Here is a 26249-nt window from a genome sequence, read left to right on the forward strand (position 1 = left end):
GTCAGCGGCGGCCGGGGCGGCGGCGCGGCCGGCGCGGGCCGGGGCGCTCCGCGAGCCACCACAGCGTCGCGCCGGCGGCGACGGCGAGCAGGCCGGCCAGGATCACGGCCAGCAGGTCGTGGCCGGTGGCCGGCAGGTCGGCGACCGCCACGACCCGGATCGTCACGCCGCCGGTCGACCGGCCGCCGCGCCCGTCGCCGACCGTGTAGCCGAGGGTATCCGCCGCGGCCGTGGCGAACTCGGTGTTCGTTCGGCCGTCGGCGGTGTAGGTGACGGTCGTGGCCGTCATCGTCGCCGTGCCGCGCCGGGGCTTGCGGATGGTCAGGATCCGCAGCGGGTCGCCGTCCGGATCCCGGTCGTTGAGCAGCGGCCGGATCACCACGCGGTCCCCGGCCGCCACCGTGACCCGGTCGTCCACCGCCACCGGCGGCCGGTTGCGCCGCGGCGGCGTGCCGGGCCCGGGAGGCGCGCCGGGCCCGGGCCGCGTGCTGTGCCCCGGCGCGGGCGTGGGTGAGCCGGGGAGCGACGGGGACGGCGTGACCGGCGGCGTGCCGGGCGGCGTTGTCGGCGGCGTGGCGGCAGGTGGCGCGACCACCGGCACCGGCGGCACGATCGCGTAGACCGTGCCCTGCGCCACGTTGCCGTCGGCGTCGACCATCTCGAAGGTGAAGCTGTCGATCCCGGCGAAACCCGGGTCGGGCACGTAGGTGACCGTCCCGTCCGCGTTCAGCACGGCGGTGCCGTGCGCCGCCCGTCCGATCCGGAGCGGGCTGACCACCCGCCCGTCCTGGCCGGTGTCCGGCAGGCCGATCCGCACCGACCGGCCGTCCAGCACGGTGACCTGCTTGTTCGGCACCGTCGGCGGCACGCCCACCACGATCTCGACGTCGGCGCCGGTGTGGTGCCCGGCGTCGTCGACCGCCGTGTAGCCGAACGTGGTGACCCCGGCGAAACCGGCCGGCGGCGTGTAGGTGATCGCGCTCGCGGTGAAGGTCAGAGAGCCGTGGGCCGGCGTGGTGACCGCGGTGAGGGTCAGCGTGCCGGCCGGGTCGAGGTCGTTGGTGAGCACGTCGACGACGACCGCGTGCTGATAGGGCGTCCGGCCGGAATCCGGCACCGCCACCGGCACGCCGTTGGACACGCTGATCGCGACCGTCCCAGTCGCGACGCCGCCGTTGCCGTCGCTGATCACGTACGTGAAGGCGTCCGGACCCACGTAGCCGATCGCCGGGGCGTACCGGATCCGGCCGGAGACGATGGCGGCCGTGCCGTGTCCCGGCGCGCTCGCCGAGACGATGGTGAGAGTCTGGCCCGGGTTGGCGTCGGTGTCGTTGGCGAGCACGTCCACCACCACCGTCCGGTCCGAGAGCAGCGCCGCGGTGTCCGCCCGCGCCACCGGCACGGCATTGGCCACCTGCACGGTGACCTGCGCGGACGCGGAGTTCCCGACGTCGTCGGCGATCGTGTACGGGAAGACGTCCGTCCCGAAGAACCCGGGATCCGGCCGGTACTCCACCGTCCCGTTCGCGTTGATCCGGATCGCGCCGTGCCCGGCCGGCCCGGCCGAGGTCACGGCGAGCGGCCGCGACTCGGGATCGGTGTCGTTCGCCAGGACCGGAACGTCGACCATGGTGTCCGCGGGGACGGACTGCGCGTCGTCGACCGCGGACGGCGACCCGTTGATGACGATCGTGACGTGCGCCGTGCCGGTCTTGCCCAGGTCGTCGGTGAGCACGTAGTCGAAGCCGTCGGTCCCGGCGGTGCCCGGGTCGGCCCGGTAGGTCAGCACCCCGCCGGAGAACGTCAGCGTGCCCTTCGCCGGCGCGGTGGCCGAGACGATCTGGATCGCCTGCCCGGTGTTGGGGTCGGCGTCGTTCGCCAGCACCGGTAGCACGACGGGCACGCCCGGCCGGGCGGCGAAGATGTCGTCGTTCGCCACCGGCGGGGCGTTGCGCACGGTGACCGTCACGAGCGCCGAGTCGGTGCGGCCGGACGGATCCCGGATCGAGTAGACGAAGGAGTCGTCGCCGTAGAACCCGGTCTCCGGCACGTACGCGATCGTGCCGGTCACCGGGTCGGCGGTGACCGTGCCGTGGCCGCCCGCCGCGGCCGCCGTGAGCGTGACCGGGTCGCCGTTCGGGTCGTCGTCGTTGGCGAGCACCGGCACGGTCACGCCGGTGTTGGTGTCGGTGGCCACCGTGTCCGGCCGGGCCACCGGCGCGGTGTTGATCACGGTGATCGTCACGGTCGCGCCGGCCAGGCCGCCGCGGCCGTCGTCGGTGGTGTAGTGCAGCATGTCGACGCCGAGAAAGCCGGCGTTCGGGGTGTAGACGATCCGGTTGCCCGGGCCGAAGGCGGCGAGGCCGTGGCCGGGGGCGCCGTCGATCGCGTACGCGATGGGGTCGCCGTTGGGGTCGGGGTCGTCGTTGGCGAGCACGTCGATCGTCACCGGCCCGCCGCCCGGGCCGGTGGCCGAGTCGGCGCGGGCCACCGCGACCCCGTTGGCGACCGTCACCGTCACGGTCGCGGTGCCGGTCCCGCCGTAGCCGTCGTCGATCGTGTACGTGAACGAGTCGATTCCGGAGTATCCGACGTCCGGCAGATAGGTGATCGTGCCGGACGGGTCGCGGGTGACCACGCCGTGCGCGGGAGCGGTGACGCCGGAGACGGTCAGCGGGTCGCCGTTCGGGTCGGTCGCCACGGCCAGCACGTTCAGCACGAGCGGCGCCCGGTAGCCGGTGGTCGTCGCGACCGGCAGCGCGACCGGCGGGGCGTCAGCCACGGTGACCGTGGCCGTGCCGATGTCCGTGCCGCCGTGGCCGTCGCTGATCGTGTACCAGAACGACGCGTCCCCGCGGAAGCCGTCCGGCGCGGTGTAGGTGATGACACCGGCGGTGAGCGCGACCGACCCTGGTGCGGCCGGGCCTACGGCGATCACGGCGAGAGTGTCGTGGTTCGGGTCGGTGTCGTTGGCGGTCACCGGCACCGTCACGCCGGCCCGGACCGCCGCGTATGCCACGCTCAGCACGTCGTCGGCGGCCGTGGGCGCCAGGTTCGCGACGTCGACGAAGACCGTGGCGGTGGCGGTCAGGCCGCCCGGGTCGCGCACCGTGTACGTGAAGGTCGCCACCCCGCCGAAGGTGGGATCCGGGGTGAAGGTGACGCTGGTGCCGGTGAAGGTCACCGTGCCGGTGTCCGAAGACGTTGGCGGGGTGACCGCGACGACGGTGAGCACGTCGCCGTTGGGATCCGCGTCGTTCTGCCGCACGTCCAACGTGACCGCAACCGTCCCGGGCGTGTTGACCATGTCGTCGTGGGCTACCGGCGGCGCGTTCTGCGTGGTCACGGTGACCGTGGCGGTGGCCGAGCCGCCGTGCGGGTCGTCCACCCGGTAGGTGAACGTGTCGACGCCGGCCCAGCCCGCGGCCGGCGTGTAGGTGATGGTCCGGTCGGCGTTGGCCACCGCGACGCCGTGCGCCGGACCGCCGCCCACCACCGAGTACACCAGGGTGCCCGGCGCGTCGTCCGGGTCCGTGTCGTTGGCCTGCACCGCGATGGTGACCGAAGTTGCGGGCGGCGTCGTGGCGGTGTCGTCGCCGGGCTGCGGCGGGCGGTTGACGGCGAGCGCGGCGGTGGCGGTGTCGTTGGCCGGGTCGGCGTCCGCGCCGCTGCCGCTCGCCCGCACCGAGGCGATCGAGCCGGCCGCCGCGGTGTTGTCGACGGTCGCCGGGATCGTGGCGCTCGCCGAACTGCCGGCGACCAGCGGGCCGACCGCGCAGGTGACCACCTGACCGGCGATCGAACAGCCGGCCGGCGCGGTGCCGGGTGAGACGCCGGGCGGCAGGGTGAAGGTGGCGACCGCGGCCGGCTCGGTGGCCCCGGAAACATTGGTCACGGTGGCCGTGTAGCTCACGGTGACCGGGGTGCCGGCCCGTTGCACGTACGCCGGGGCGACGGCGAGCACGGCCGCCAGATCCACGTGCGGGGGCTGCACGGTGGTGGCCACCGAGCCGCCGCTCGTGGCGACGTTGACGCTGGTCGTGCGCCCGGTGTAGCTGACGTTCACGACATTGGTGATGGCGTACCCGATCGGCGCGCCGCCCTGGACCACGACGCGGAGCGTGACCCAGGTGCCGCCCAGGTACGGGATGCTGCCCAGGCTGAAGCCGGCGGCGTCGGACGCGTAGGAGCCGCCGTCGCCGTCGGCAGCGTCGGTCAGCGGGACGCCCTGCAGGGTGAGCGAGCCGGGGACGTACGTGGTGTAGGGCGGGATCGCGTCGGCGAGCTTCACCCCGTCGGCGATGTCCTTGCCGACGTTCTGCGCCGTGATCCGGTACTCGATCACGTCACCGGGCTGCAGGTCGCCGCCGTTGACGTCGGTGCCGGCGAGGGTGGTGGTGATGTTGGGGGCGTAGAGGTCGATGGTGAACGTGATGACGCCCGCGAAGTACTGGTCGCCGTTGGTGGTCAGGTTGAGCGTCGACGAGGTGGCGGCGTTCGCGAACATCCCGGTCGCGTCCACCTGATCGACGTCGAAGCCGAGCGTGTTCACGTAGCCCGGGTTGCGCCCGCCCACCATCGCGGCCGAGTCGCTCACCGTGCTGTTGAAGAAGTTGTTCGCCGGATTCTGGGCGTCGCTCAGTCGCTGCCCATCGACCTCGAAGCTGTCCCCGGTGGTGCCGCGGTCACCCTCGTACGCGACCGCGCCGATCTTGGCGTGCACGGTGCCGGAGTGCGGGGTCTCGAAGCCGGTCACCGAGATCTGCGCCTCGTCCGGACTGACCTGGGCGAAGCCGTCGTAGACGCGCAGGGCGCGCAGATCCTCGGCCGGGTTGCGGTAGGCGACCACCAGGGCCCATCCCGCGAACATGCCGGCGGCCGTGGACGCCTGGATGTTCGCCACCCCGTACACCCCGTTGCCGACGCCGGCCACCTGTGCGGTCACGTCGGCGAAGCCCTGGTAGATCGCGCCGTTGACGTGCAGGGTGCTCGCGGTGACCGGGAGGTACGACGCGCCGCCGGTGGTGCTGAACCGCACCTGGTTGCGGCTCGCCAGGCTCGAGGAGGCGGCCCAGTACAGGCCGGCGAACAGCACCGTGCTCCCCGGCGGCATGTCGAGGGTCGCCGTGCTGCTGTTGAAGGTCAGCGGGTCGGCGTCGGTGTTCGTGAACGCCATCGGGTACGAGTTGTTGTTGGCGTTGCCGCCGGTGGCGGTGCCGTTCTGCGCCTGCGGGCAGGTCGCCAGGGTGGTGCAGGTGAGCACCGTGTTGCCGCGCAGCAGGATCGCCCCGTTGGTGTTGACCTCGAACCGGGCGTTGAACGAGGTCGTCGTGACGCCGGCATCGGCGCGTCCGGTGATGAGCGTCGCCGCGGCCAGCAGCACGGCGACGACCACGACCAGGGCCGCGGACGTCCGGCGCACCCCCACCACCCGAGGCTAGGACAAAAGGGATCACAATTGTTCGCATTTTTCCCTCGCCAGGGTGACGCCCGCGAGCGCTAACGTGGGACGGGTGCGTGATCCCTCCGTTTCCCGCTACGCGGCCGGTCGCCTGTCGCCGATCCGGCGCATGGCCGATCTGCGGCGCCTGCGCGACGAGCAGTTCGACGTCCTGGTCATCGGCGGCGGGGTCACCGGCGCCGGCGCCGCACTCGACGCCGCCTCCCGCGGGCTCAAGGTGGCCCTGGTCGAGTCGCGCGACCTGGCGGCCGGCACGTCCAGCCGGTCCAGCAAGCTGATCCACGGCGGCCTGCGCTACCTCGAGCAGCTCGAGCTGCACCTGGTGCACGAGGCGCTGACCGAGCGCGGCCTGCTCTCCACCCGGCTCGCGCCGCACCTGGTGCGCCCGGTGCCGATCCTGGTGCCGCTGCCGCCGGGCAGTCCGCCGGCCCGGGTCTGGCATCGCGCCTACTACGGCCTCGGCGTCGCCGCGTACGACGCGTTCGCCGGTGTCTTCGGCACCGGCCGGGGCATGCCGCTGCACCGGCACCTCACCCGCGACGGCGCCCGCCACCTCTTCCCGAGCCTGCGGGCCGACGCGGTGAGCGGCGCGATCCGCTACTACGACGGCCAGGTCGACGACGCCCGCCTGGTGGTCACCCTGGCCCGCACCGCGGCCAGCCTCGGCGCGGCCGTGGTCACCAGCGCCCGGGTGGTCGGCTTCGTGCGCGAGGCCCGCGAGGTGGTCGGCGTGCGGGTCCGCGACCTCGAGGCGCCCGGCGAGCCCGAGTTCGAGGTGCGGGCGCGCACGGTGGTCGCCGCCACCGGCGTCTGGAGTGACGACATGTCGCAGATGCTCAGCGACGTCGGCGTCCGCCCCGGCCTGCGGGTGCGCGCCTCCAAGGGCGTGCACCTCGTGGTGCCCCGCTCGGCGATCACCGGCGAGGCCGGCCTGATCCTGCGCACGCCCACCTCGGTGCTGTTCGTGATCCCGTGGGGCGGCCACTGGATCATCGGCACCACCGACACCGACTGGACGCTCGACCGCGCCCACCCGGCCGCCTCGGCCCGCGACATCCGATACATCCTCGACCAGGTCAACACGGTGCTCGACCGGCCGCTGACCACCGACGACATCGAGGGCGTCTACGCCGGGCTGCGGCCGCTGCTCTCCGGCGAGGCCGACTCGACCTCCAAGCTGTCCCGCGAGCACGCCGTGGTCGAGCCGATGCTCGGGCTCCTGCTGGTGGCCGGCGGCAAGTACACGACGTACCGGGTGATGGCGGCCGACGTCATCGACCGGGCGGTGCGCCGGCTGGGCGGGCCCGGACGGCCGTCGCGCACCGACCAGCTGCCGCTGCTCGGCGCGGACGGCTACGCCGCCGCGTGGCGGGACCGGCAGGACGCGGCCAAGCGGCACGGCGTCAGCGCCGGGGTGGTCGAGCATCTCCTGGAGCGGTACGGCACCCTGACCGTGCACATCCTGGCCATGATCTCCGCCGATCCGGCGCTGGCGACGCCGCTCACCGGCGCACCGGAATACCTTGCGGCCGAGGTGGCGTACGCGGCGCTGGCCGAGGGCGCCCTCCACCTCGACGACGTGCTGACCAGGCGTACCCGGATCTCGATCGAAACGCCGCACCGCGGCACCGAGTCGGCCGCCCACGCGGCCGCGATCATGGGGGACGCGCTCGGCTGGGACAACGCGGTCCGGGAGCGGGAGGTCGAGCACTACCTGGCCCGGGTGGCCGCCGAACGGCAGTCGCAGACCATGCCCGACGACCTGACCGCCGACGCCGCCCGGGTCGGGGTGCCCGACGTGCGCGGCTTCGCGGCCGACCGGGGGGTCGACCTCCTGGCCGATCTGCCCGCGATCGGCGATCTTTGATCCTCGTCGATGAGCCGCTGTGGCCGGCTCGGGGCCGGCTCTGGTCCCACCTCGTCAGCGATCTGTGCTACGCCGAGCTGCACGTGTTCGCCGAGATGCTGGGCGCGCCCCGACGCGGCTTCGACCGGGATCACTACGACATCCCGGTCGAGCGGTTCCGCAGCGCGCTCTGGCTCGGCGCCACCCTGCTGCCGTCCCGGGAGCTGGCGTTCCGCCTGCGCGCGGCCGGCCTACGCCGCCCCAAGCACCTCGTCTAGCTCGCGCCGCAGGTTCGCGCGAGCCTTCTCCTCCCACCGCGTGCGCAACTGCTCCAGGCGGTAGATCGACGGCAGCTCCAGCAGCGCCTTGAGCACCTGGGAACGGCCGTCGCGGAAGGCGTCCTCGGGAACGTGCGCGTACTCCCGGCGGATGGCGGCGGTGTACTCGGCGTACTTGTCCTCGTCGCTGGCCAGAATGGCCAGATCGGCGTCGCAGAGCAGCTCGCCGTCGGGATCGTCCGCCCCGGTGGCGTGCCCGGCGGTCAGCCCGACCAGTCGCGCCACCTCGGCCGCGCCCGCCTCCGGCACGCCCAGGGTGGTCAGCAGCCCGGCGGCGAACTCGGCGCTGTCCCGCTCGTTCGCGTCCCCCAGCGCACGCGGGTCGTAGACGGCGTCGTGCATCCACGCGGCCAATCGGACCCGTTCCGCGTGTGCCGCGAGACCGGCATGGCGGTCGATCACATCGAGTACGGCGGACAGATGCGCCACCGTGTGATAGTGCCGTTGCGGCTCCGACCACCGGGACAACAGGTACTCACCGGCGGCGGTCAGATCGGCGTCGTCGGCGGTGGCGCCTGCCTGCCGAGCCGCCGTCACGAACACGTCCACGAGAGATGTCACATCCGCCAGTATGGTCAGAGATCGTGACCCCATCCGCCGCGCCCCGGCTGACCGGCAGCGTCCGCACCGGCCTGCGGGCGGGCGCTCACCGGGCGCGGGTCGGCGTCGCGCTGGCCGTCCAGGCCGGGGTGGGCGCCGCGATCGCCTGGTTCCTCGCGCACGACGTGATCGGCCGCCCGCAGCCGTTCTTCGCCCCGATCGCGGCGGTGATCACGCTGGCCTCCTCGGTCGGGCAGCGCGCCCGGCGCACGGCCGAGCTGGTGCTGGGCGTGGCGATCGGGATCGGCATCGGCGACGCGCTGATCCTGCTCATCGGCACCGGCCCGGGGCAGATCGGCCTGATCGTGCTGCTCGCCATCCTGGTCGCCACCGCGGTCGGCGGCGGACCCTCGCTGGTGGTGCAGTCGGCCTCGTCGGCGGTGCTGGTCGCCACCCTGACCTCGGCCACCGGGTTGCCGTGGACGAGGTTCCTCGACGCGCTGATCGGCGGCGGGGTGGGCCTGGTCGTGATGACCGTGCTGCTGCCGCTGAACCCGCTCACCGTGGTGAAGCGGGCCGCCGACCCGGCGCTGCGCGCCCTGGCCGACGGCCTGCACCGGGTCGCGACGGCGTCGCGGGAGCGGGACGGCGACGGGGTCGACGCGGCGCTGACCGACCTGCGCGCCGCCGAGACGTCGTTCGCCGCGTTCTCGGCGGCGGTCACCGCGGCCCGGGAGAACGTGGCGTTCGCGCCCGCGCGGTGGCGCACCCGGGGCGCGCTGGCGCTGTACATGGACGGCGCCGTGCAGGTCACCCACGCGCTGCGCAACACCCGGGTGCTGGTCCGGCGGGTGAGCACCGGCCTGGGCGACGAGGAGGAGATGCCCGAGGTGCTGTCCACCGCGATCGCCCTGCTCGGCGACGCGGTCGACCTGATGCGCCAGGAGTGGGCCAAGGCGACCGAGCCGCTGGCGGCCCGGCAGCGGGTGCTGAGCGCGGTGTCCGAGGCCGCCAAGGCGTACGACGACGGGGTCGGCTTCTCGGGCGGCGTCGTGGTGGCCCAGATCCGCTCGGCCGCCACCGACCTGCTGCGCGCCACCGGGGTGGACTTCGCCGAGGCGCCACGCCTGGTCCGCCGGGCGGCGGGCCGGCACAAACGCTCCCGCGGCGCCCGCCGAGCCGGCCGCCGCCCGCCGGCTCCGGGCCACACCTGAGGCCGCCGCTCGGCGAGCGCCGTACCCGCTTGGTGAGGCGCCGGCTCGCTCGGTGGGCCCATACCCGGCTTGGTGGGCGCCGGCCCGCTTCGTGGCGCCGACCCGCTTCGTGACGCCGGCCCGCTTCGTGACGCTTCGTGGCGCCGGCCCGCTCGGGCGGGCGCGCAACCCGCGGGGCCGCTCGGCCGCGTCCGGGTGACTACGCTGGCTGGCATGGCCGACGTTTCGCCGGGCGGGCCGCCCGACCAGAGCGCCCCGACTCCGGCGGGGCCGCATCCGTCGGCGCTGCCCACCCCGCCGCTACCCACCCCGCCGCACCAGACTACGGGGCTGCCCAGCCCGGCGCTGCCCACTCCGGCGCCGGCGTCCGACACGTCGGTCGGCGCCTTTCCGGCCGGCGCCTTCGAGCAGCCTCCGGGGCCCGACACGCGCTACCCCGGGCAATACCCGGCCGGGGGGCCTGTCCTGGGCCCGCCCGTCGCCCGCACGGGCTATCGCCGCTGGCTCCCCATGGTCGGCGTCGTCGCGTTCCTGCTGGCCGGCGCGGTCGGCATGCTGTTCTTCCTGGGCGTCGACATCGGCCTCACCGGCCTGACCGTCGGCCTGATCGCCGCGGTGCTGCCCGTGCCGCTGCTGGTGGCGGCGTTCCTCTGGCTCGACCGCTACGAGCCCGAGCCGATTCGATACCTGGCCTTCTGCTTCACCTGGGGCGCCGCGATCGCCACCGCCGCCGCCCTGCTGGTCAACACCGAGGCGTCCAAGCTCTTCGACCGGTGGGGCTTCCCGGACGCGCTGGTCGCCGTGCTGGTCGCCCCGTTCATCGAGGAGTCGATGAAGGCGCTGGGCCCGATCTTCCTGATGTGGCGCCGGCGCGGCGAGTGGTCCGGCATCACCGACGGCATCGTCTACTGCGGCCTGTCGGCGCTCGGCTTCGCGATGGTGGAGAACGTGCTCTACCTCGGCAAGCACGGCTACGCGACCGGCGTCGAGGAGTACGGCCCCGCCACCGGCCTGCAGAACCTCTTCCTGATCTTCATCGTGCGCATCCTGTTCACCGGCTTCGCGCACCCGCTGTTCACCTCGATGACCGGCATCGGCCTGGGCATCTCGGCCCGCTCGGGCGACCGCCGGGTGCGCTGGCTCGCCCCCATCGCGGGCCTGCTGCTCGCGATGATCCTGCACGGCACGTTCAACCTGCTGCCCACGCTCTCGGCCAGCCTCGAGAAGCCGTTCATCATGCTCTACGGCTACCTCGGCTTCATGGTGCCGCTGTTCTTCGCCGTGGTCGGCTTCGCCATCGCGCTGCGCGCCTGGGAGGGCCGCCTCACCGAGCGGATCCTGCCGCTCTACGTCCGCGCCGGCTGGTTCTCGCCGCCCGAGGTGGCGTCGCTCGGCAGCCTCGGCCGCCGCCACTCGGCCCGCCAGTGGGCCCGGCGCGTCGCCGGCGCCGCCGGCCAGAGGGCGATGCGCGACTTCCAGCTCGCCGCCACCCAGCTCGCCCTGTTGCGCGACGGCATGCAGCGGGGCCTGCACACCAAACCCATCGACCAGTACCGCACGACCGCCGAGGAGCAGCGCCTCCTCCAGGAGATCTACACCCACCGCCAGTCCTTCACCGCGAAGGACCCGACCACGCCCCAGTCCTTCTGGGACGGCATCAACTACCACATCGTCTTCCCCGACGGTGTCCCGCGCACCCTGCCGCCCCCCGCCGACCCGGTGGTCCCCGTCCCGATCCGCCTGGCCCCCGCCCACCCGGCCTACGCCTACACCCCACCGGGTTACGGCCCACCCGCTTACGCCCCGCCCGGTTACGCCCCGCCCAGTTACGCCTCGCCGGGCTACGCCTCGCCCAGTTACGCGCCGCCGAGTTATGGACCACCGGCTTACGGCCCGCCCGGTTACGGCCCACCAAGCTACGGCCAGCCCGGATACGGCCCGGCCCAGCCCGGCTACGGCCAGGCCCAGCCCGGCTACGGCCAGGCCCAGCCCAGCTACGGGCAGGCTCAGCCCAACAACGGCCACCCCGGCGACGCTCAGCCGCACTATGGCCAGACCCAGCCCGGCTATGGTCAGGCGCAGCCCGGCTATGGTCAGGCGCAGCCCGGTTACGGGCAGCCGGCCTACGGTGCGCCCTCCTACGGCCCGGACCCTTACATCCGCCCGCCGGCCCCGGGCACCTACGGCCCGTCACCCTCCGCGCAGCCGCCATCTCCCGGATCTGACCCGAGCCGGCCAAGCCCAGAGCTCCCACCGCCCGCCCCGGACGCGGGGACCGCAGTACCTTCGACGCAGCGCGATGCGCTGCCACCGCCGTACGTGTCATCGTCGGAAAGCGCGCCCCCGACGGACCCGGACGCCACCCGCCAAGGGTGAACTATAGATATAACCCCGTGCCGTCGGATTCGACGCGGCTGGCGGCTACGGCATGCACGTCGCGCTCGCGCAGCAGAACGTACTCGCGGCCGTGGAGCTCGACCTCGGAGCGGTCGTCGGGGTCGAAGAGGACGCGGTCGCCCACGATGATCGAGCGGACGTTGGGGCCGATGCCGACCGCAGTCGCCCAGGAGAGGCGGCGTCCCACGGAGGCGGTGGCCGGAATCACGATGCCGGCAGACGACCGCCGCTCTCCCTCGCCACCGTCCTGGCGGACAAGTACACGGTCGTGCAGCATCCGGATCGGCAGTCCGGACTCGGTGCGGGTGTCGGCGCTCACGATTGCAGACGGTACGCCGCCGCCCGGTTTGGTTTTGCGGGTGGTGGCTGCGGGGACACTGCGGCACGGGACCACTACGGTGGTTACCGCGTGCCGTGACGCGGCGCGGAGTCGGGCGAGGGGGTTGACCGGTTGAGCCGTATGCAGCGTGTCCGAGACAACTTGCGTCGTGCCTACGACTCGGGCCGGGAGTCGGTGCGCCAGGCACGCGCCGACGAGGCCGTGGTGGAGCCGGATCGGGAGGACGAGGAGTTCGCGCCGCCGCCCGCCGAGCCCGAGGTGGTGCACGACTCGACGAACAGCCGCGACGACGCCGAGGTGCCGCACTCGCTGCGGATCGCCGCCGCCTGGAGCTGGCGGCTGATCGTGGTGGGCGTGGTCGGCTGGGCGCTGCTGCACTTCATCGGCATCGTCAGCATCGTGGTGGTCCCGCTGGCGATCTCGCTGCTGCTCTCGGCGCTGCTCGCCCCGGCGGTCCGCTGGCTGCTCAAGATGCGGGTGCCCCGCTCGCTGGCGACGTTCCTCGTGCTGATCTGCGGCATCGCCGCGGTGGCCGGCACGCTCACGCTGGTCATCTCGCAGTTCGTCGACGGCGTCGGGGAGCTGACCCAGAAGGCGAGCGAGGGCGTCCGGCAGATCCAGAACTGGGCGCGCACCGGCCCGCTGCACCTGTCGGACGCCCAGGTGAACCAGGCGATCGACAACGCGCAGCAGTGGGTCAACGAGCACACCTCGCAGCTGACCTCGACCGGCATCGCCACCGCCGCCACCCTGTTCGAGGTGGTCACCGGCATGCTGCTGGTGCTGTTCTCGACCTTCTTCTTCCTCCGGGACGGCCGCAAGATCTGGCGGTTCATCGTGCGGCTGTTCCCGGTGCAGGCCCGGTGGTCGCTCGCCGACGCCGGCGACGCCTCGTGGGCGACGCTCGGCTCGTACGTGCGGGCGACCGTGCTGGTGGCGTTCATCGACGCGGTCGGCATCGGCACCGCGCTGGTGATCCTGGACATCCCGTTCCCGTTCCCGCTGGCCGCGCTGGTGTTCCTGGGCGCGTTCATCCCGATCGTCGGGGCGAGCGTGTCGGGCGCGGTGGCGGTGCTGGTGGCGCTGGTCGACCAGGGCTGGGTGATCGCGCTGATCGTGCTGGGCGCGGTGATCCTGGTGCAGCAGGTGGAGGGCCACGTCCTCCAGCCGCTGATCATGGGCCGGGCGGTGGCGATCCACCCGCTCGTCGTGATCATCGGGATCGCCTGCGGCGCGACCCTGGCCGGCATCATCGGCGCCCTGGTGGCGGTGCCGCTGATCGCGGTGCTCAACACCGGCATCCGGCGGCTGTCCCGGCGGCTGCCCGCGGTGCCGGCCAACGCGGTCGTCGTGACGGCGAAGGGCGGGACCCCCAACGGGGATCCCGCCCGGTGACAGAGCGTGGGCTAGACCGCCGCGACGACGAAGCGCCGCGGCGACGACAGAGCGTGGGCGGCTAGGCCGCAGCGACGCCGATCGCGACCTCGTTGACGCCGCGGGTGGCGTCGACGAGCACTTCGCCGTTGCCGGCCCGGCTCAGCGCCCGCAGGGTCCACGACCCGGGGGCGGCGAAGAACCGGAACACGCCCTCGGGCGAGGTGACCACCTCGGCGGTGAACTCGCCGGAGGAGTCGAGCAGACGCACGTAGGCGCCGCCGACCACCTCGCCCTCGGCGGTGTTGACCAGGCCGGTGATGACGGTTTCCTTTTCCAGGTCGACGCTGGCGGGGAGGGGCGCCGACTGGTCCGGAGCGGCGCAACCGGCCGCGACGTTGGACGGGGAAGTCATACGATCACGCCTTCCCGGGCTCGTCGCCGAGCGCGATCGGCACGCCGATGAGCGAGCCGTACTCGGTCCAGGAGCCGTCGTAGTTCTTCACGTTCTGCTGGCCGAGCAGCTCCTTGAGCACGAACCAGGTGTGCGAGGAGCGCTCGCCGATCCGGCAGTACGCGATGGTGTCCTTGCTGCCGTCGAGGCCGGCGTCGCCGTAGATCTTGGCGAGCTCGTCGTCGGACTTGAAGGTGCCATCCTCGTTGGCCGCCTTGCTCCACGGCACGTTCAGCGCGGTCGGGATGTGGCCGGCCCGCTGCGACTGCTCCTGCGGCAGGTGCGCGGGGGCGAGCAGCCGGCCCGCGAACTCGTCGGGGCTGCGCACGTCGACCAGGTTCTGCACGCCGATGGCCTGCACGACCTCGTCGCGGAACGCGCGGATCGACAGGTCCGGCGCCTGGGCCTGGTAGTTGGTCTTCGCGCGGGCGGGCACGTCCTTGGTGTACGGCCGGGCGTCGAGCTCCCACTTCTTGCGGCCGCCGTCGAGCAGCACGACGTCGCCGTGGCCGTAGAGCTTGAAGTACCAGTACGCGTACGCCGCGAACCAGTTGTTGTTGCCGCCGTAGAGGACGACCTTGTCGTCGTTGGAGATGCCGCGCTCGGAGAGGAGGGCGGAGAACTGCTCCTGGTTGACGAAGTCCCGGCGGACCGGGTCCTGCAGGTCCTTCTTCCAGTCGATCTTGACTGCGCCGGGGATGTGGCCGCCGTCGTAGGCGGTGGTGTCCTCGTCGACCTCGACGAAGACAACGCCCGGGGTTTCCAGGTTCTTCTCGGCCCAGTCGGCCGAGACGAGTGCGGTGTCGCGACTCATCGGTTCACTCCCTTGATGGGTGGCGGGGGAGAGTCAGCGCACGGAGGTCTTTTGTCGCACCCCGCGCGGGACCCCTGGTTACAGATCTCGTGCTTGTGCGACGGCGCCACTGCCGGGCTTGGGCTTCGCGTTGCTTCGCGAGCGAGCTAGAAGGTGCTCAGCACAGGTGGCCCCGTCAGATGACAGGGCGACACAGGCAGGCGGCCATGCGGCACAGGTCGACCGCACGCCTCTTGGTGAGCAACGGGCTCATGGAAACCGACCCTACCAGCGGTTCCAGACCCCGGACAGCCTCGACCACGATCCGGGAACGAGTCCGGGGTCACAGCCCCGCGGAGCTGAGATCCACGTTGCTGGCGGCCGCGGTGATTTCCAGGCCGTCGGCCTGCGGCTCGACCTTCTTCACCTGCAGATCCAGCGGCAGCGGCGGCACGGTGAGCTGGAAGGCCAGCTTCTGGACGTACGAGTTGATCAGCCCCCGGACGAGCGCGTTGTCGGGCAGGCCCGCGGCCTTCACATCGCTGAAACGCACCTGCACCACATCGCCCTTGACGGTGAGCTCGGCGTTGCCGCTGACGTCGACGGTCTGGCCCAGCGCCGTCACCGGCGCCGACGCGACCAGCTTGCCGTCCTTCTCGGCGAGGGTCACGCCGGGCTGCCCGATCAGCTCGGTCAGCTGCGCGTAGTCGATGAGGCCGGTGCCGGTCACCGTGCCCGCGGTGACCTTCCCGCTGCCCGAGCGCAGCGTGTCGAGGGGCGCGGTCACGTCGTTGGCGCGGATGTCGAGCAGCTTGATCCGGATCGTGCGGCCCTCGACGGCCGGGCCGGTGAAGTCGGCCAGCTCGATCTTGATCTCGTGGTAGACGCCGCGGGCGACCTGGGTGAGGAACGGGAAGCCCTCGATCGTCACGTCGGGCTTCTCGCTGGTCGCCTTCTGCTCGGCGACCTCCTGCGCGACCCGGTCGCTGATCCGGCGCTCGGCGTAGGAGGCGGCCACCCGGTCGCCGACCGCGAGCGCCGCGGCCACCAGGATCAGCAGCACGACGAAGCTGATGAACAGGCGTCGTCCCCAGCGCCGCCGCGGGCGGTACGTCTCGCTCACCGGTCCTCCCGACATCGACTGCGGTGGACGGTACATGCCCCTTTCCAGGTGACCGCGAAACCGCTAAGCGAGATACCAGTGCGCCAGGGCGTACGCGGCCGGGGCGACCAACGCGAACGCGCCCAGCGGGCCCTGCATGTGCCGGGCCACCCAGAACGTCGGGGCGTCCCCGGCCAGCCGGCGGCCCGCCTCGCCGAAGTTGACCGCGAGGTCGACCAGGCACGCCACCACCGCCGCGACCAGGCCGACGATCGCGCCCTTGGCCGGGGTGAAGGGCAGCACCAGCACGCTGCCCAGCGCGGCCGAGGCGAGCGTGCCGAGCATCGCGCCCAGCACCACGCCGGTCGCGCCCCGCGGGACCTGCAACGCGATCCGCGGCTTGGGGAAGATGGCGTCGGCCAGCCGGGCGACGAACAGGGCCGCCCCCGCGCCGGCGGCGCTGACGATCATCGTCTGGGTGCCGACCGGCTGGCGGGTGAGGATCATGGGGATCGCGTACGCCACCACGCCGAGCACGATCCACAGGGTCGCGCGCCAGGAATCCTTGACCCGCGCGCGATCCTCCGCCCGGAACAGCTGACCGGCGATCGCCGCCACGAACCCGCCGAGCGCGACGAAGAACAGCGGGAACAGCCCGGCCGGCGTACGGGTGACCGCGAAATAGTCGGCGGCCAGCGCGACCACGGCGCAGACCGCGGCCGTCGCGCCCGGGGCCGGCGGGTGCAGGGCCATGATCCAGGCGAGCAGATAGAGCAGTTGCACGCCGAAGAGCACGATCACGTACGGCAGGCGATTGTCCGGCGCCGAGGTCTGCGCGCCCAGCGCGAGCCCGAGGCCGAGCAGCCCCGCGAAGCCCGCGATCGCCAGCGACAGCTGCCGGCGGACCGGGACGACCGCGACCTCCTCGAAGTCCTCCTCCTCGGCGTCGTCCGGCTCGTCGTGCGGGGCGGCCTCGTCGTCGGGCACGGCGCCGTAAAAGCCGGCGGGCGGCCGGCCCGGGCCCGAGCGCGCGATCTCGCGCGACGCGTCGGCATCCCAGGCGTCGTCCTGCGGCATGGAGGGGAACACCCTGCGATGGTGCCAGAATTCGTCGTCCGGACCCAATTTCGCGCTCTTGGCCACGGCCGTGTAAAAGGCTTGTTACGAGCGACTTAAAAGGCCACCTTACGAGCGTTTACTACATCACTCGCACGATCGATCGAGGCGATCGAGCGTCCGTATCGGTTAAGGTAACGCCAGCCCACCCGTCGGTGACGCCGGGGAAACCATCCTCCGGGAGCGGCGGTTTCATCCGCTGCGAACCGGGTCACCCGAGCGGCCGTTCGCGCCGCCGAGGACGGAGGTGAGTGTGGAAATCCTTCTGTTGGTGACAGCTCGTGCCGGTGAGCCTTCCGCGGTGCTGCCCGCGCTGGATCTGCTTCCCCACTCCGTACGCACCGCCCCCCGCGACGTCCGCACCCTGGTGTCCGGGCCCAGTCCGGACGCCGTTCTGGTGGACGCCCGCTCCGAGCTTTCCGAGGCCCGCGCCACCTGCCGAATGCTGCACGCGACCGGCATCGGCGTCCCGCTCGTCGCGGTCGTCACCGAGGCGGGCCTGATCGCGCTCAACGCCGACTGGGGCGTCGACGACGTCATCCTGGCCAGCGCCGGCCCGGCCGAGGTCGAGGCCCGGCTGCGCCTGGGCGTCGGCCGGCTCAGCAACGCGACCGCCGGGGCCGGTGGCTCCATCCGGGCCGGCGAGCTCAACATCGACCCCGACACGTACGCGGCGAAGCTCAAAGGCCGCCCGCTCGACCTCACGTACAAGGAGTTCGAGCTGCTCAAGTTCCTGGCGCAGCACCCCGGCCGGGTGTTCACCCGCGACCAGCTGCTGCGCGAGGTCTGGGGCTACGACTACTTCGGCGGCACCCGCACGGTCGACGTGCACGTCCGTCGCCTGCGCGCCAAGCTCGGCTCCGAGTACGAGTCGATGATCGGCACGGTCCGCCAGGTGGGCTACAAGTTCGTGGTTCCGCCGACCGGGCGCCAGCTGCCCGACCACGAGCCGGTCGCGCTGCCGGTATGAGTGAGGTCCGGTCTTTCGACCGGTTGAGCGACGCCGCGGCGGCCGACGTTCTGGCGTTGGCCACCGCTGCGGAGCAGGCTGACGGGGTCTACCCGCTCTCCGAGGACACGGTCTTTCTGGTACGCCGGGGCGGCGGCGCCCAGCTGCTGGCCTATTCGGACGGCACGCTGGTCGGCTATGCCGGCGGCGGTGAGCTGGTCGTTCACCCCGCGCATCGGCGCCGGGGGCATGGCACTGCCCTGCTGGCCGCCTCGGGTGCGGGACCGTTGGCTTTCTGGGCGCATGGCGACTTGCCGGCCGCCGCCGCTCTGGCCGAGAAAACCGGATTCAAGCGTGCTCGGGTCCTGTGGCAGATGCGTCGGTCGCTTGCTGATTTTTCGGAAGAAAGCGTGCTTCCGGAAGGCGTGACCCTTCGGCACTTCCGGCCCGGGCACGACGAGCAGGCCTGGCTCGAGGTCAACTCCCGGGCCTTCGCCCACCACCCCGAGCAGGGCCGGTGGACCCTCGACGACCTGCGGCTGCGCGAGGCCGAGCCGTGGTTCGACCCGGCCGGCTTCCTGCTCGCCGTGGACATCTCCGACAAGCTGCTCGGCTTCCACTGGACCAAGGTGCACCCGCCGGCCGGCGACGAGCCCGCGCTGGGCGAGATCTACGTGCTCGGTGTCGACCCCGGCGGCCATCGGCGCGGCCTGGGCGTGGCGCTGAGCGTGGCCGGCCTCCGCCACCTCGCGGACGCCGGCCTCACCCAGGCCCTGCTCTACGTCGACGAGTCGAACACCGCCGCCGTGGGCCTCTACCGCAAGCTCGGCTTCGAGATCCACCAGGCGGACGTCAACTACCAGCGCGGCTGAGCTCCGCCGCCCGGGCGATCACGTCGGTCAGCACCCGCTGGGCGGTGGCCAGGTCGTCGGCGTCCATGGCGTCGTACAGCCGTGCCGTGGTGGCGTTCACCCTGGCGTCGACCTGGGCGAACAGCTCGGTCCCGGCCGGCGTGATCGCGTCCTCGCACAGCAGCCCGCGCTTGCGCAGACCGTCCACCAGCTCGGCGGCGCCCGCCGGGCCGAGGCCCAGCTGCCGCTGCCCCGCGAGGAATCCCGCGAGGTCGTCCACCCGGCGCGCGTCCGCCACGCGCAGGGCCACGTACTCGTTGCTCGTCAGCCCGCTGCCCGCGAGCGTCCGGTCGAGCAGGGCGCGCACCGCGCCCTGCGCCTCGGCGATGGTCTGTCCGGTCAGGGTAGGCACATTCACTCCAATCCCAGCAGCACACGAAGAACGTCGGCGAGCTCCTTGGCGCGCGCCCCGTCGGGCCCGCCGATCGGCGCGGTCAACTCGGCCTGCAGCCCGCGGACGACCGGGATCGCCCGCTGGATGACCTCGGTGCCGCGCTCGGTGAGGGCGAGCCCGAAGGCCCGCGGATCGTTCGGATGGCGGGCCCGGGCGAGCAGTCCGGCCTGCTCGAGCTGGCGAGCCACCTTGGAGACGTACATCGGCTCGAACCCGGCGCGCTCGCCGAGCTCCCGCTGACTGGGCGTGATCCCCGCCCGGCCCATGCCGTAGAGGGTGGCCATCAGCGAGTATTGGGCGTGCGTGAGCCCGAGCGGAGCCAGCGCCCGATCGACGGCGGCCCGCCACCGGTTGGTGACCCGCCACAACAACGCCCCTACCGTCTCCACCACCAAAGCTAAACATGGCAACCATAAACATGGCAACCATTTGCTTCAGGGGACGACGGTGACCGGCCACTTGCCGAGGCGGACCAGGCGGACCGCCAGGGAGCCGGCGATGCGGTGGCCGAAGCCGGCGGAGGAGCCGACGACGCCGACCACGATCGCGCCGGGGCCGTCCGTGCCGAGTTCGAAGGAACCCATGGCCGAGAACCTACGTGTTCACCGCTCGTTCATTCGCGACCGGTCCACCGGCTACCTGGCGCTCCTAGCTTCGGGGTGTGCCGATGCGAGATCGGCCGTGCACCTCACCTCGAAGGGACAATCGTGAAGCTCCACCGGTCCGGTCACCTCGCCGGCATTGCCTTGACTGCGACGCTCGCGCTTGCCGCCTGCGGCTCGGACAACACCGCCGGCGGTTCCGGGAGCGCCGGCGCTTCGGCCGCCCCGGGTAGCTGCGGCGCGGGCAGCCTGACGGCGCAGGGCTCGACGGCTCAGAAGAACGCCATGGACGAGTGGATCAAGAACTACCAGGCGCAGTGCTCGGATGCGAAGGTCGACTACCAGGGCACCGGCTCGGGCGCCGGCATCCAGGCCTTCATCGCCGGCACGGCCGACTTCGCCGGCTCCGACTCGGCCCTCAAGGACGAGGACAAGACCAAGGCCGACGCCAAGTGCGGCGGCGCGGCGCTGAACCTGCCGATGGTGGTCGGACCGATCGCGGTGGCCTACCACGTGGACGGTGTCGACAGCCTGCAACTGGACGCGCCCACGATCGCCAAGATCTTCGCCGGCAAGATCACCAAGTGGGACGACCCGGCGATCGCCGCGCTCAACTCCGGCGCCAAGCTGCCGTCGGCCGCCATCCAGGCGGTGCACCGCTCGGACGAGTCCGGCACCACCGACAACTTCACCAAGTACCTGAGCAAGGCCGCCGAGGCCGACTGGGCCTTCGGCAACGCCAAGGCGTGGAAGGCGCCGGGCGGCACCGGCGCCAAGGGCTCGGACGGCATCGCCGCCCTGGTGAAGAGCACCGTCGGCACGATCGGCTACGTCGAGCTCTCGTTCGCCGAGAACAGCGACCTGACGACGGCGAAGATCAAGAACGGCGCCGGCGAGTTCACCGAGCTGACCGGCGAGAGCGCCGGCAAGACCATCGAGGGCGCCAAGATCACCGGCACCGGCAACGATCTGACGCTGTCGATCGACTACCGCACCAGCACCGCCGGCGCGTACCCGATCGTCCTGGTCACCTACGAGATCGCCTGCGAAAAGGGCTCGGCGAAGGCCGCCGACATCAAGGCCTTCCTGAACTACACCGCCAGCACCGGCGGCCAGTCGGCGCTCGGCGAGTTCGGCTACGCCCCGCTGCCCGAGACGGTGCGCGCCAAGGTCGCGACCTCGGTCGCCGCGATCGGCTGACCATGAGTGCCCACCTCGCCGGCGTTTCGCCGGGCCGCCACCGGGAGCTGCCGATCGGCGGCGGGGACGCCCTGCCGCGGAAGGCCCGGTTCTCCCTGGAGACCGGGTTCCGCGGCCTCTCCGTGGCGGCCGGCGCGATGGTCCTGGTCATCATCGTGGCCATCGCGATCTTCCTGATCGCCAAGGCCGTACCGGCGCTGCGCGCCAACACGGCGAACTTCTTCACGTACGAGCAGTGGTTCCCGAACGACGCGCGGCCCAGATTCGGCATCGCGGCGATCGCGTTCGGCACCGTGCTCTCCTCGGTGATCGCGCTGATCGTCGCGGTGCCGATCGCGCTGGGCATCGCGCTGTTCCTGTCGCACTACGCGCCGAGGCGGCTGGCCGACCCGCTCGGCTTCGCGATCGACCTGCTCGCCGCCGTGCCGAGTGTCGTCTTCGGACTGTGGGGGCGGGACGTCTTCGCCCAGCCGGTGCAGGACTTCTCGGTCTGGCTCAACACGTACTTCGGCTGGATCCCGTTGTTCGGCGGCGACGGCCCGTTCGGCCGCTCGATCCTGCTGGGCTCGCTGGTTCTGGCGATCATGGTGCTGCCGATCGTCACCTCGCTCTCCCGCGAGGTCTTCCAGCAGACCCCGCGGATGAACGAGGAGGCCGCCCTCGCGCTGGGCGCCACCAAGTGGGAGATGATCCGCACGGCGGTCCTGCCGTACGGCAAGCCCGGCGTGATCGCCGCCGTGATGCTCGGCCTCGGCCGCGCGCTCGGCGAGACCATCGCCCTGGCGCTGACCCTCGGCACGGTCTTCGGCATCTCGGTCAACCTGATCCGGACCGGCGGCAACTCGATCGCCGCGAACATCGCCAACACCTTCGGCGAGGCCGGCGACGTCGGCCGCGGCGCGCTGATCGCCTCCGGCCTGGTGCTGTTCGCCATCACCCTGGTGGTCAACATGGCGGCCCGGGCGATCATCCACCGCCGCCGCGAGTTCCGGGACGCCGCCGCATGAGGGTCAAGAGGCTCTCGCCGGCCGTCAACCTGCTGGTCGCCGCCGTCGCGTTCGGCCTGTCCGCGGCGATCGTGCTCGGCGCCGGCATCGGCAACGGGGTGCTGGTCGTCGTGCTCGGCTGGGCGCTCTACCTGCTCGGCATCCTGGTCGCCGCCGGCCGGGTCGAGGGCCGCCGCGCGGCCCGCGACCGGGCCTGGCGGTCGCTGATCTACTCGGCCTGCGTGCTGGCCATCCTGCCGCTGGCGAGCGTGGTCTGGACGCTGATCGCCAAGGGCGCCGGGCGGCTCGACGGCGACTTCTTCCGCAGTTCGATGAACAACATCGGCGCCCGTGACCCGAACGGCGGCGCCTATCACGCCATCATCGGCACCCTCGAGCAGGTCGGCATCGCCACCGTCATCGCCGTGCCGCTGGGCGTGCTCGGCGCGATCTACCTGGTCGAGTACGGCCGCGGCCGGTTCGCCGGCACGGTCCGCTTCTTCGTCGACGTGATGACCGGCGTCCCGTCCATCGTGGCCGGTCTGTTCGTCCTGTCGTTCTGGGTGCTCATCGTGAGCCCGTGGGTCAACCACGGTCAGCCACGCTTCTCCGGCTTCGCCGCCGCGCTGGCGCTCTCGGTGCTGATGCTGCCCACGATCGTCCGGTCCACCGAGGAGATGCTCCGCCTGGTGCCCGGCCCGCTGCGCGAGGCCGCCTACGCGCTCGGCGTCCCGCAGTGGAAGACCGTCCTCAAGATCGTCATCCCGGCCGCCCGGGCCGGCATCGTCACCGGCGTCATGCTCGCGATCGCCCGCGCGGCCGGCGAGACCGCACCGGTCCTGCTGGTCGCCGGCGGCGCCGCGGCGATCAACTTCGACCCGTTCACCGGCAACCAGTCCGCGCTGGCGCTCTTCGTCTACCAGCAGGCCGGGGACGCCTCGAAGTACGCCCCGGCGCGCGCCTGGACCGCCGCGCTGACCCTGGTCGCGATCGTGCTGATCCTGACCGTCGCCGCCAAGATGCTCGCCCGGCGCAGCAGCTCGACCCGTTGAGAGGTATCCCATGGCCAAGCGCATCGAGGCGAGCGACGTCACCTCGTACTACGGCTCGTTCAAGGCCATCGACGGCATCTCGATGACCGTCGAGCCCAAGACCATCACCGCCCTGATCGGCCCGTCCGGCTGCGGCAAGTCCACGTTCCTCCGGTCGATCAACCGGATGCACGAGGTGCTGCCGGGCGCCCGCATCGAGGGCCGGCTGACCATCGACGACCAGAACATCTACGACCCGGACGTGGACGTCACCGCGGTCCGCCGCCTGATCGGCATGGTCTTCCAGCGGCCCAACCCGTTCCCGACCATGTCGATCTACGAGAACGTGGTGGCCGGCCTGCGGCTCAACGGCGTCAAGAAGAAGTCCATTCTGGACGACGCCGCCGAGCAATCGTTGCGCTCCGCGAACCTCTGGGAAGAGGTCAAGGACCGGCTCGGCCGCCCCGGCGCCGGCCTCTCCGGCGGTCAGCAGCAGCGCCTCTGCATCGCCCGCACCATCGCGGTCGAGCCGGAGGTCGTGCTCATGGACGAGCCGTGCTCGGCGCTCGACCCGATCTCGACGCTGGCGATCGAGGACCTGATGGTCAAGCTGACGGACCGCTTCACGATCATCATCGTCACGCACAACATGCAGCAGGCCGCCCGGGTCAGCGACCGGACCGGCTTCTTCTCGATCGACCGGACCGGCGAGCCCGGCCGCCTGATCGAATACGACGACACCCAGAAGATCTTCAGCAACCCGGCCCAGCAGCGGACCGAGGACTACATCACCGGCCGCTTCGGCTGATCCCCGGGTCAGGAGGGGAGCGCCACGTGCAGGACGGCGCTTCCGTCCGCGTTCCACTCCACGCGAGGCGTGACCGGGCTTGCGGCATTGCGGCGGCTCGAGGCCGCGATGACGTCCGCAATTTTCCGGTACGGGTACAGAGAGTTCACGGTCGACCGAGTCGGCGGGAGCATGGCAAGCTCCTCGGCTGCCTTCGGGCTGACCCACGCGGCGACCTCACTCTCGCCGGACACGTCGCGCGCCGTCTGGCCTTCCGGCAGGAGAGCGACGAAGAACCACGTGTCGAAGCGCTTGGGCTCGAACTCCGGCGTGATCCATCGCGCCCACGGCAGCAGCAGGTCGTCGCGCAGCCGCAGCCCGCGCCGCTCCAGCAGCTCGGTCATGGTCAGCCGGCGGGCCGCCAGGTGGGCCCGATCCGCCTCCCAGTCCTCGGTGCTGACGTCCGCGACCGTGCGATCCGGTTGTTCCACCGGGCCGGCCAGCAGGATGCCCGCCTCCTCGAACAGCTCCCGGGCCGCCGCGCCGACGATGGCGCGGGCCCGCTCGTCCGGCACACCGAGGTGCTCGGCCCAATCGGTACGGATCGTGTCCGGACGGTCGGAGGGGTCCACGCCGCCGCCGGGAAACGCATAAAGGCCGCCGAAAACCATGCTGGCCGCGCGCTTCAACACGTACACCTGGAATGTCTCGCCCTCGGGGCGCAACAGTACGACGGTGGCCGCGGGCCGGGTCGGCGCCGGATCCCCACGGAACTCGCGGGCCCGGCGGACCATGGCCTCCGGAATCGGAAAAGTCAGGGTGGCGGGGTTCGGGTCGGTCACCCGCTCGATCCTGCCCCATCCCACCGCCCGGCCCACCACCCTTGACCTGACTAAATCTTTCTTCCACCAAGAGGGATACGGTACTGATCATGACCGACAAGAAGGTCCGCTGGGGCATCGTCGGCCCCGGCGGGATCGCCGCCCAGTTCGCCAACGACCTCCCGCTGGCGCCCGGCGCCGAGCTGGCCGCCGTCGGGTCGCGGTCCGCCGAGACCGCCGCCGCGTTCGCCGAGCGCCACGGATTCGCCCGCTCCTACGGCTCCTACGCCGAGCTCGCCGCCGACCCGGGCGTGGACGTCGTCTACGTGGCCACCCCGCACGCGCAGCACCTCGCCGCCGCCCTGCTCTGCGTCGAGGCGGGCAAGGCCGTGCTGGTGGAGAAGCCGATCACGCTCGACCTCGCGTCGGCCGCCCAGCTCGTGCAGGCCGCGCGCAGCCGCAACGTCTTCCTCATGGAGGCCATGTGGATGCGCCTCAACCCGGCCATCCGAAAGATCGCCGAGCTGGTCGAGGAGGGCGCGATCGGCTGGGTCAGCGCGATCCACGCCGACTTCGGCCTGCAGGGCCCGTTCCCGGCCGAGCACCGCCTGCGCAACCCGCGGCTGGGCGGGGGCGCGCTGCTCGACCTAGGCGTCTACCCGATCAACCTGGCTCACCTGATCATGGGCAGCCCGGCGAGCGTGCAGTCGTGGGCCCACCTGACCCCGGAGGGCGTCGACGAGAACACCGGCGTGCTGCTCGGCTGGCAGGCCGGCGCGGTCGCGGCGCTGACCTGCAGCATCAACGGCGAGAGCCGCAACGCCGCGTCGATCACCGGCACCGACGGCCGGATCGACATCCCGCCGGGCTTCTACGTGCCGCGCGAGTTCACCCTGACGAGGGCCGGCAAGGCGCCCGAGACGTTCCAGTTCCCGTTCGAGGGCAACGGCTACCAGTTCGAGGCGGCCGAGGTGCAGCGGTGCCTGCTTGCCGGCGAGCTGGAGAGCCCGCTGATGCCGCACACCACCACGCTCGAGATCATGACCCTGCTCGACGCCATCCGTGAGGAGATCGGCGTGACGTACAACTAGAGCCGGGCTGCCCTAGAGTTGCTGCATGCCGTCGAGGAAGGTCGGCGGCAAGCCGACGTCGAGCGATGTGGCCGCCGCCGCGGGAGTCTCCCGGTCCGCCGTCTCGTTCGCGTTCAACAATCCCCAGCGCATCTCGGCGGCCACCCGCGAGCGGATCCTCGCGGCGGCCGCCGAGCTCGGCTACACGCCCAACACGCTGGCCCGGATGCTGCAGGCCGGCACCACCAACTCGATCGGCGTGCTGCTGCTGCCGCAGCGGCTGGCCCAGATCCTGGAGAACCCAGCGGTCCGGTCACGATCGAGAACGGGACGGTGCTGATCCCGCCGGACACCGCCGTTTGGTGGTCACTCCGGCGTCCGCTGGTGTAGCTTGCAGTTGCTCGTGACACGGCCCGAGGAGGTGAGACCCATGAACGCTGTACCGATGTGGGTGCTCCCCCTTGCTGTCACGGCTGGGCGATCGAGGTAGGTGTCGCCGGGAGCGCGAGGCACTCCCGAAAGG

Annotated in this window: 25 protein-coding genes; 13 read left to right on the top strand and 12 right to left on the bottom strand. The window is 72.1% G+C overall.

The window, feature by feature from the left end; translation table 11 throughout:
• Window position 1: 1 nt before the first annotated feature.
• Window positions 2–5428: an Ig-like domain-containing protein gene (locus ACFQS1_RS07875; RefSeq protein ID WP_378965529.1), complete on the bottom strand. Its 5427-nt coding sequence runs from the start codon at window positions 5426–5428 to the stop codon at window positions 2–4.
• An 85-nt stretch (window positions 5429–5513) separates the two neighbouring features.
• On the opposite strand from ACFQS1_RS07875, the gene ACFQS1_RS07880 reads away from it, so the two are divergent.
• Entirely contained in the window at window positions 5514–7328 is a 1815-nt protein-coding gene (locus tag ACFQS1_RS07880) for a glycerol-3-phosphate dehydrogenase/oxidase (RefSeq protein WP_378965530.1), read from the top strand.
• Entirely contained in the window at window positions 7325–7585 is a 261-nt protein-coding gene (locus ACFQS1_RS07885; protein WP_378965531.1) for a DUF4031 domain-containing protein, read from the top strand. The genes ACFQS1_RS07880 and ACFQS1_RS07885 overlap by 4 nt, the downstream gene beginning before the upstream one ends.
• Here the strand turns inward: ACFQS1_RS07885 and ACFQS1_RS07890 are convergent.
• Window positions 7559–8206 (bottom strand): HD domain-containing protein, encoded by a 648-nt coding sequence (locus tag ACFQS1_RS07890; RefSeq protein WP_378965533.1) that lies wholly within the window; start codon window positions 8204–8206, stop codon window positions 7559–7561. The genes ACFQS1_RS07885 and ACFQS1_RS07890 overlap by 27 nt on opposite strands.
• 23 nt (window positions 8207–8229) lie before the next feature.
• On the opposite strand from ACFQS1_RS07890, the gene ACFQS1_RS07895 reads away from it, so the two are divergent.
• Both ACFQS1_RS07895 and ACFQS1_RS07900 read left to right on the top strand, forming a co-directional pair.
• Window positions 8230–9399, top strand: coding sequence for an FUSC family protein (locus ACFQS1_RS07895; RefSeq protein WP_378965534.1), 1170 nt, complete (start codon window positions 8230–8232; stop codon window positions 9397–9399).
• A gap of 213 nt (window positions 9400–9612) precedes the next feature.
• Entirely contained in the window at window positions 9613–11775 is a 2163-nt protein-coding gene (locus tag ACFQS1_RS07900; RefSeq protein WP_378965535.1) for a PrsW family intramembrane metalloprotease, read from the top strand.
• Between the two features lies 1 nt (window position 11776).
• Here the strand turns inward: ACFQS1_RS07900 and ACFQS1_RS07905 are convergent, their stop codons facing one another.
• Window positions 11777–12073: a GroES family chaperonin gene (locus ACFQS1_RS07905; RefSeq protein ID WP_378965769.1), complete on the bottom strand. Its 297-nt coding sequence runs from the start codon at window positions 12071–12073 to the stop codon at window positions 11777–11779.
• A 183-nt stretch (window positions 12074–12256) separates the two neighbouring features.
• Between ACFQS1_RS07905 and ACFQS1_RS07910 the strand changes: the two genes are divergently transcribed.
• On the top strand, window positions 12257–13531 hold the full coding sequence (locus ACFQS1_RS07910) for an AI-2E family transporter (protein ID WP_378965537.1): 1275 nt from the start codon (window positions 12257–12259) through the stop codon (window positions 13529–13531).
• Between the two features lie 61 nt (window positions 13532–13592).
• On the opposite strand, the gene ACFQS1_RS07915 is transcribed toward ACFQS1_RS07910, so the two are convergent.
• The 5 genes from ACFQS1_RS07915 to ACFQS1_RS07935 form a co-directional block, all read right to left on the bottom strand.
• Window positions 13593–13925: a DUF1416 domain-containing protein gene (locus tag ACFQS1_RS07915; RefSeq protein WP_378965538.1), complete on the bottom strand. Its 333-nt coding sequence runs from the start codon at window positions 13923–13925 to the stop codon at window positions 13593–13595.
• Window positions 13926–13929: 4 nt separating this feature from the next.
• Window positions 13930–14778, bottom strand: coding sequence for a sulfurtransferase (locus ACFQS1_RS07920; protein ID WP_378965540.1), 849 nt, complete (start codon window positions 14776–14778; stop codon window positions 13930–13932).
• 175 nt (window positions 14779–14953) lie between these two features.
• Window positions 14954–15031, bottom strand: coding sequence for an Ms5788A family Cys-rich leader peptide (locus tag ACFQS1_RS07925; protein WP_322112171.1), 78 nt, complete (start codon window positions 15029–15031; stop codon window positions 14954–14956).
• 69 nt (window positions 15032–15100) lie between these two features.
• Window positions 15101–15880, bottom strand: coding sequence for an LmeA family phospholipid-binding protein (locus ACFQS1_RS07930; RefSeq protein WP_378965541.1), 780 nt, complete (start codon window positions 15878–15880; stop codon window positions 15101–15103).
• A gap of 63 nt (window positions 15881–15943) precedes the next feature.
• On the bottom strand, window positions 15944–16936 hold the full coding sequence (locus ACFQS1_RS07935; RefSeq protein WP_378965542.1) for a hypothetical protein: 993 nt from the start codon (window positions 16934–16936) through the stop codon (window positions 15944–15946).
• Between the two features lie 286 nt (window positions 16937–17222).
• Between ACFQS1_RS07935 and ACFQS1_RS07940 the strand changes: the two genes are divergently transcribed.
• Together ACFQS1_RS07940 and mshD are read left to right on the top strand one after the other, a co-directional pair.
• Window positions 17223–17945, top strand: coding sequence for a winged helix-turn-helix transcriptional regulator (locus tag ACFQS1_RS07940; RefSeq protein WP_378965543.1), 723 nt, complete (start codon window positions 17223–17225; stop codon window positions 17943–17945).
• Window positions 17942–18796, top strand: coding sequence for a mycothiol synthase (gene mshD, locus ACFQS1_RS07945; protein ID WP_378965544.1), 855 nt, complete (start codon window positions 17942–17944; stop codon window positions 18794–18796). The genes ACFQS1_RS07940 and mshD overlap by 4 nt, the downstream gene beginning before the upstream one ends.
• Here the strand turns inward: mshD and ACFQS1_RS07950 are convergent.
• The 3 genes from ACFQS1_RS07950 to ACFQS1_RS07960 are packed head-to-tail and all read right to left on the bottom strand — an operon-like array spanning window position 18777 to window position 19813.
• Window positions 18777–19187: a MarR family winged helix-turn-helix transcriptional regulator gene (locus tag ACFQS1_RS07950; protein WP_378965545.1), complete on the bottom strand. Its 411-nt coding sequence runs from the start codon at window positions 19185–19187 to the stop codon at window positions 18777–18779. The genes mshD and ACFQS1_RS07950 overlap by 20 nt on opposite strands.
• Window positions 19188–19189: 2 nt before the next feature.
• Window positions 19190–19621 carry a MarR family winged helix-turn-helix transcriptional regulator gene (locus ACFQS1_RS07955; RefSeq protein WP_378965546.1) on the bottom strand — a complete coding sequence of 144 codons (432 nt, stop codon included), beginning with the start codon at window positions 19619–19621 and terminating at the stop codon, window positions 19190–19192.
• Between the two features lie 42 nt (window positions 19622–19663).
• Complete coding sequence (locus ACFQS1_RS07960; protein ID WP_378965547.1) at window positions 19664–19813, bottom strand: hypothetical protein; 150 nt, start codon at window positions 19811–19813, stop codon at window positions 19664–19666.
• 123 nt (window positions 19814–19936) lie between these two features.
• Between ACFQS1_RS07960 and pstS the strand changes: the two genes are divergently transcribed.
• The 4 genes from pstS to pstB are packed head-to-tail and all read left to right on the top strand — an operon-like array spanning window position 19937 to window position 23856.
• Window positions 19937–21031 carry a phosphate ABC transporter substrate-binding protein PstS gene (gene pstS, locus ACFQS1_RS07965; protein WP_378965548.1) on the top strand — a complete coding sequence of 365 codons (1095 nt, stop codon included), beginning with the start codon at window positions 19937–19939 and terminating at the stop codon, window positions 21029–21031.
• Between the two features lie 2 nt (window positions 21032–21033).
• Window positions 21034–22038, top strand: coding sequence for a phosphate ABC transporter permease subunit PstC (gene pstC / locus ACFQS1_RS07970; protein ID WP_378965549.1), 1005 nt, complete (start codon window positions 21034–21036; stop codon window positions 22036–22038).
• On the top strand, window positions 22035–23069 hold the full coding sequence (pstA, locus tag ACFQS1_RS07975; RefSeq protein WP_378965550.1) for a phosphate ABC transporter permease PstA: 1035 nt from the start codon (window positions 22035–22037) through the stop codon (window positions 23067–23069). Before pstC ends, pstA begins: the two co-directional genes overlap by 4 nt.
• Before the next feature lie 10 nt (window positions 23070–23079).
• Window positions 23080–23856, top strand: coding sequence for a phosphate ABC transporter ATP-binding protein PstB (gene pstB, locus ACFQS1_RS07980; protein ID WP_378965551.1), 777 nt, complete (start codon window positions 23080–23082; stop codon window positions 23854–23856).
• An 8-nt stretch (window positions 23857–23864) separates the two neighbouring features.
• Here the strand turns inward: pstB and ACFQS1_RS07985 are convergent, their stop codons facing one another.
• On the bottom strand, window positions 23865–24629 hold the full coding sequence (locus ACFQS1_RS07985; protein ID WP_378965770.1) for an NUDIX hydrolase: 765 nt from the start codon (window positions 24627–24629) through the stop codon (window positions 23865–23867).
• A 137-nt stretch (window positions 24630–24766) separates the two neighbouring features.
• Here ACFQS1_RS07985 and ACFQS1_RS07990 point away from each other — a divergent pair, with 137 nt between their 5' ends.
• Window positions 24767–25747, top strand: coding sequence for a Gfo/Idh/MocA family protein (locus ACFQS1_RS07990; protein ID WP_378965552.1), 981 nt, complete (start codon window positions 24767–24769; stop codon window positions 25745–25747).
• Window positions 25748–25772: 25 nt separating this feature from the next.
• Entirely contained in the window at window positions 25773–26066 is a 294-nt protein-coding gene (locus ACFQS1_RS07995) for a LacI family DNA-binding transcriptional regulator (protein ID WP_378965553.1), read from the top strand.
• Window positions 26067–26249 lie beyond the last annotated feature (183 nt).

This window comes from Paractinoplanes rhizophilus (assembly GCF_042664765.1).
Classification (GTDB): domain Bacteria; phylum Actinomycetota; class Actinomycetes; order Mycobacteriales; family Micromonosporaceae; genus Actinoplanes; species Actinoplanes rhizophilus.

What these genes read in the sequence shown, in the direction of transcription:
- ACFQS1_RS07900 (WP_378965535.1), top strand. Translation starts at nt 9,613, where the DNA reads ATGGCCGACGTTTCGCCGGGCGGGCCGCCCGACCAGAGCGCCCCGACT.
- ACFQS1_RS07905 (WP_378965769.1), bottom strand. Translation starts at nt 12,073, where the DNA reads ATGCTGCACGACCGTGTACTTGTCCGCCAGGACGGTGGCGAGGGAGAG.
- ACFQS1_RS07910 (WP_378965537.1), top strand. Translation starts at nt 12,257, where the DNA reads ATGCAGCGTGTCCGAGACAACTTGCGTCGTGCCTACGACTCGGGCCGG.
- ACFQS1_RS07915 (WP_378965538.1), bottom strand. Translation starts at nt 13,925, where the DNA reads ATGACTTCCCCGTCCAACGTCGCGGCCGGTTGCGCCGCTCCGGACCAG.
- ACFQS1_RS07920 (WP_378965540.1), bottom strand. Translation starts at nt 14,778, where the DNA reads ATGAGTCGCGACACCGCACTCGTCTCGGCCGACTGGGCCGAGAAGAAC.
- ACFQS1_RS07925 (WP_322112171.1), bottom strand. Translation starts at nt 15,031, where the DNA reads ATGAGCCCGTTGCTCACCAAGAGGCGTGCGGTCGACCTGTGCCGCATG.
- ACFQS1_RS07935 (WP_378965542.1), bottom strand. Translation starts at nt 16,936, where the DNA reads ATGCCGCAGGACGACGCCTGGGATGCCGACGCGTCGCGCGAGATCGCG.
- mshD (WP_378965544.1), top strand. Translation starts at nt 17,942, where the DNA reads ATGAGTGAGGTCCGGTCTTTCGACCGGTTGAGCGACGCCGCGGCGGCC.
- ACFQS1_RS07960 (WP_378965547.1), bottom strand. Translation starts at nt 19,813, where the DNA reads ATGGGTTCCTTCGAACTCGGCACGGACGGCCCCGGCGCGATCGTGGTC.
- pstC (WP_378965549.1), top strand. Translation starts at nt 21,034, where the DNA reads ATGAGTGCCCACCTCGCCGGCGTTTCGCCGGGCCGCCACCGGGAGCTG.
- pstA (WP_378965550.1), top strand. Translation starts at nt 22,035, where the DNA reads ATGAGGGTCAAGAGGCTCTCGCCGGCCGTCAACCTGCTGGTCGCCGCC.
- pstB (WP_378965551.1), top strand. Translation starts at nt 23,080, where the DNA reads ATGGCCAAGCGCATCGAGGCGAGCGACGTCACCTCGTACTACGGCTCG.
- ACFQS1_RS07985 (WP_378965770.1), bottom strand. Translation starts at nt 24,629, where the DNA reads ATGGTCCGCCGGGCCCGCGAGTTCCGTGGGGATCCGGCGCCGACCCGG.
- ACFQS1_RS07990 (WP_378965552.1), top strand. Translation starts at nt 24,767, where the DNA reads ATGACCGACAAGAAGGTCCGCTGGGGCATCGTCGGCCCCGGCGGGATC.
- ACFQS1_RS07995 (WP_378965553.1), top strand. Translation starts at nt 25,773, where the DNA reads ATGCCGTCGAGGAAGGTCGGCGGCAAGCCGACGTCGAGCGATGTGGCC.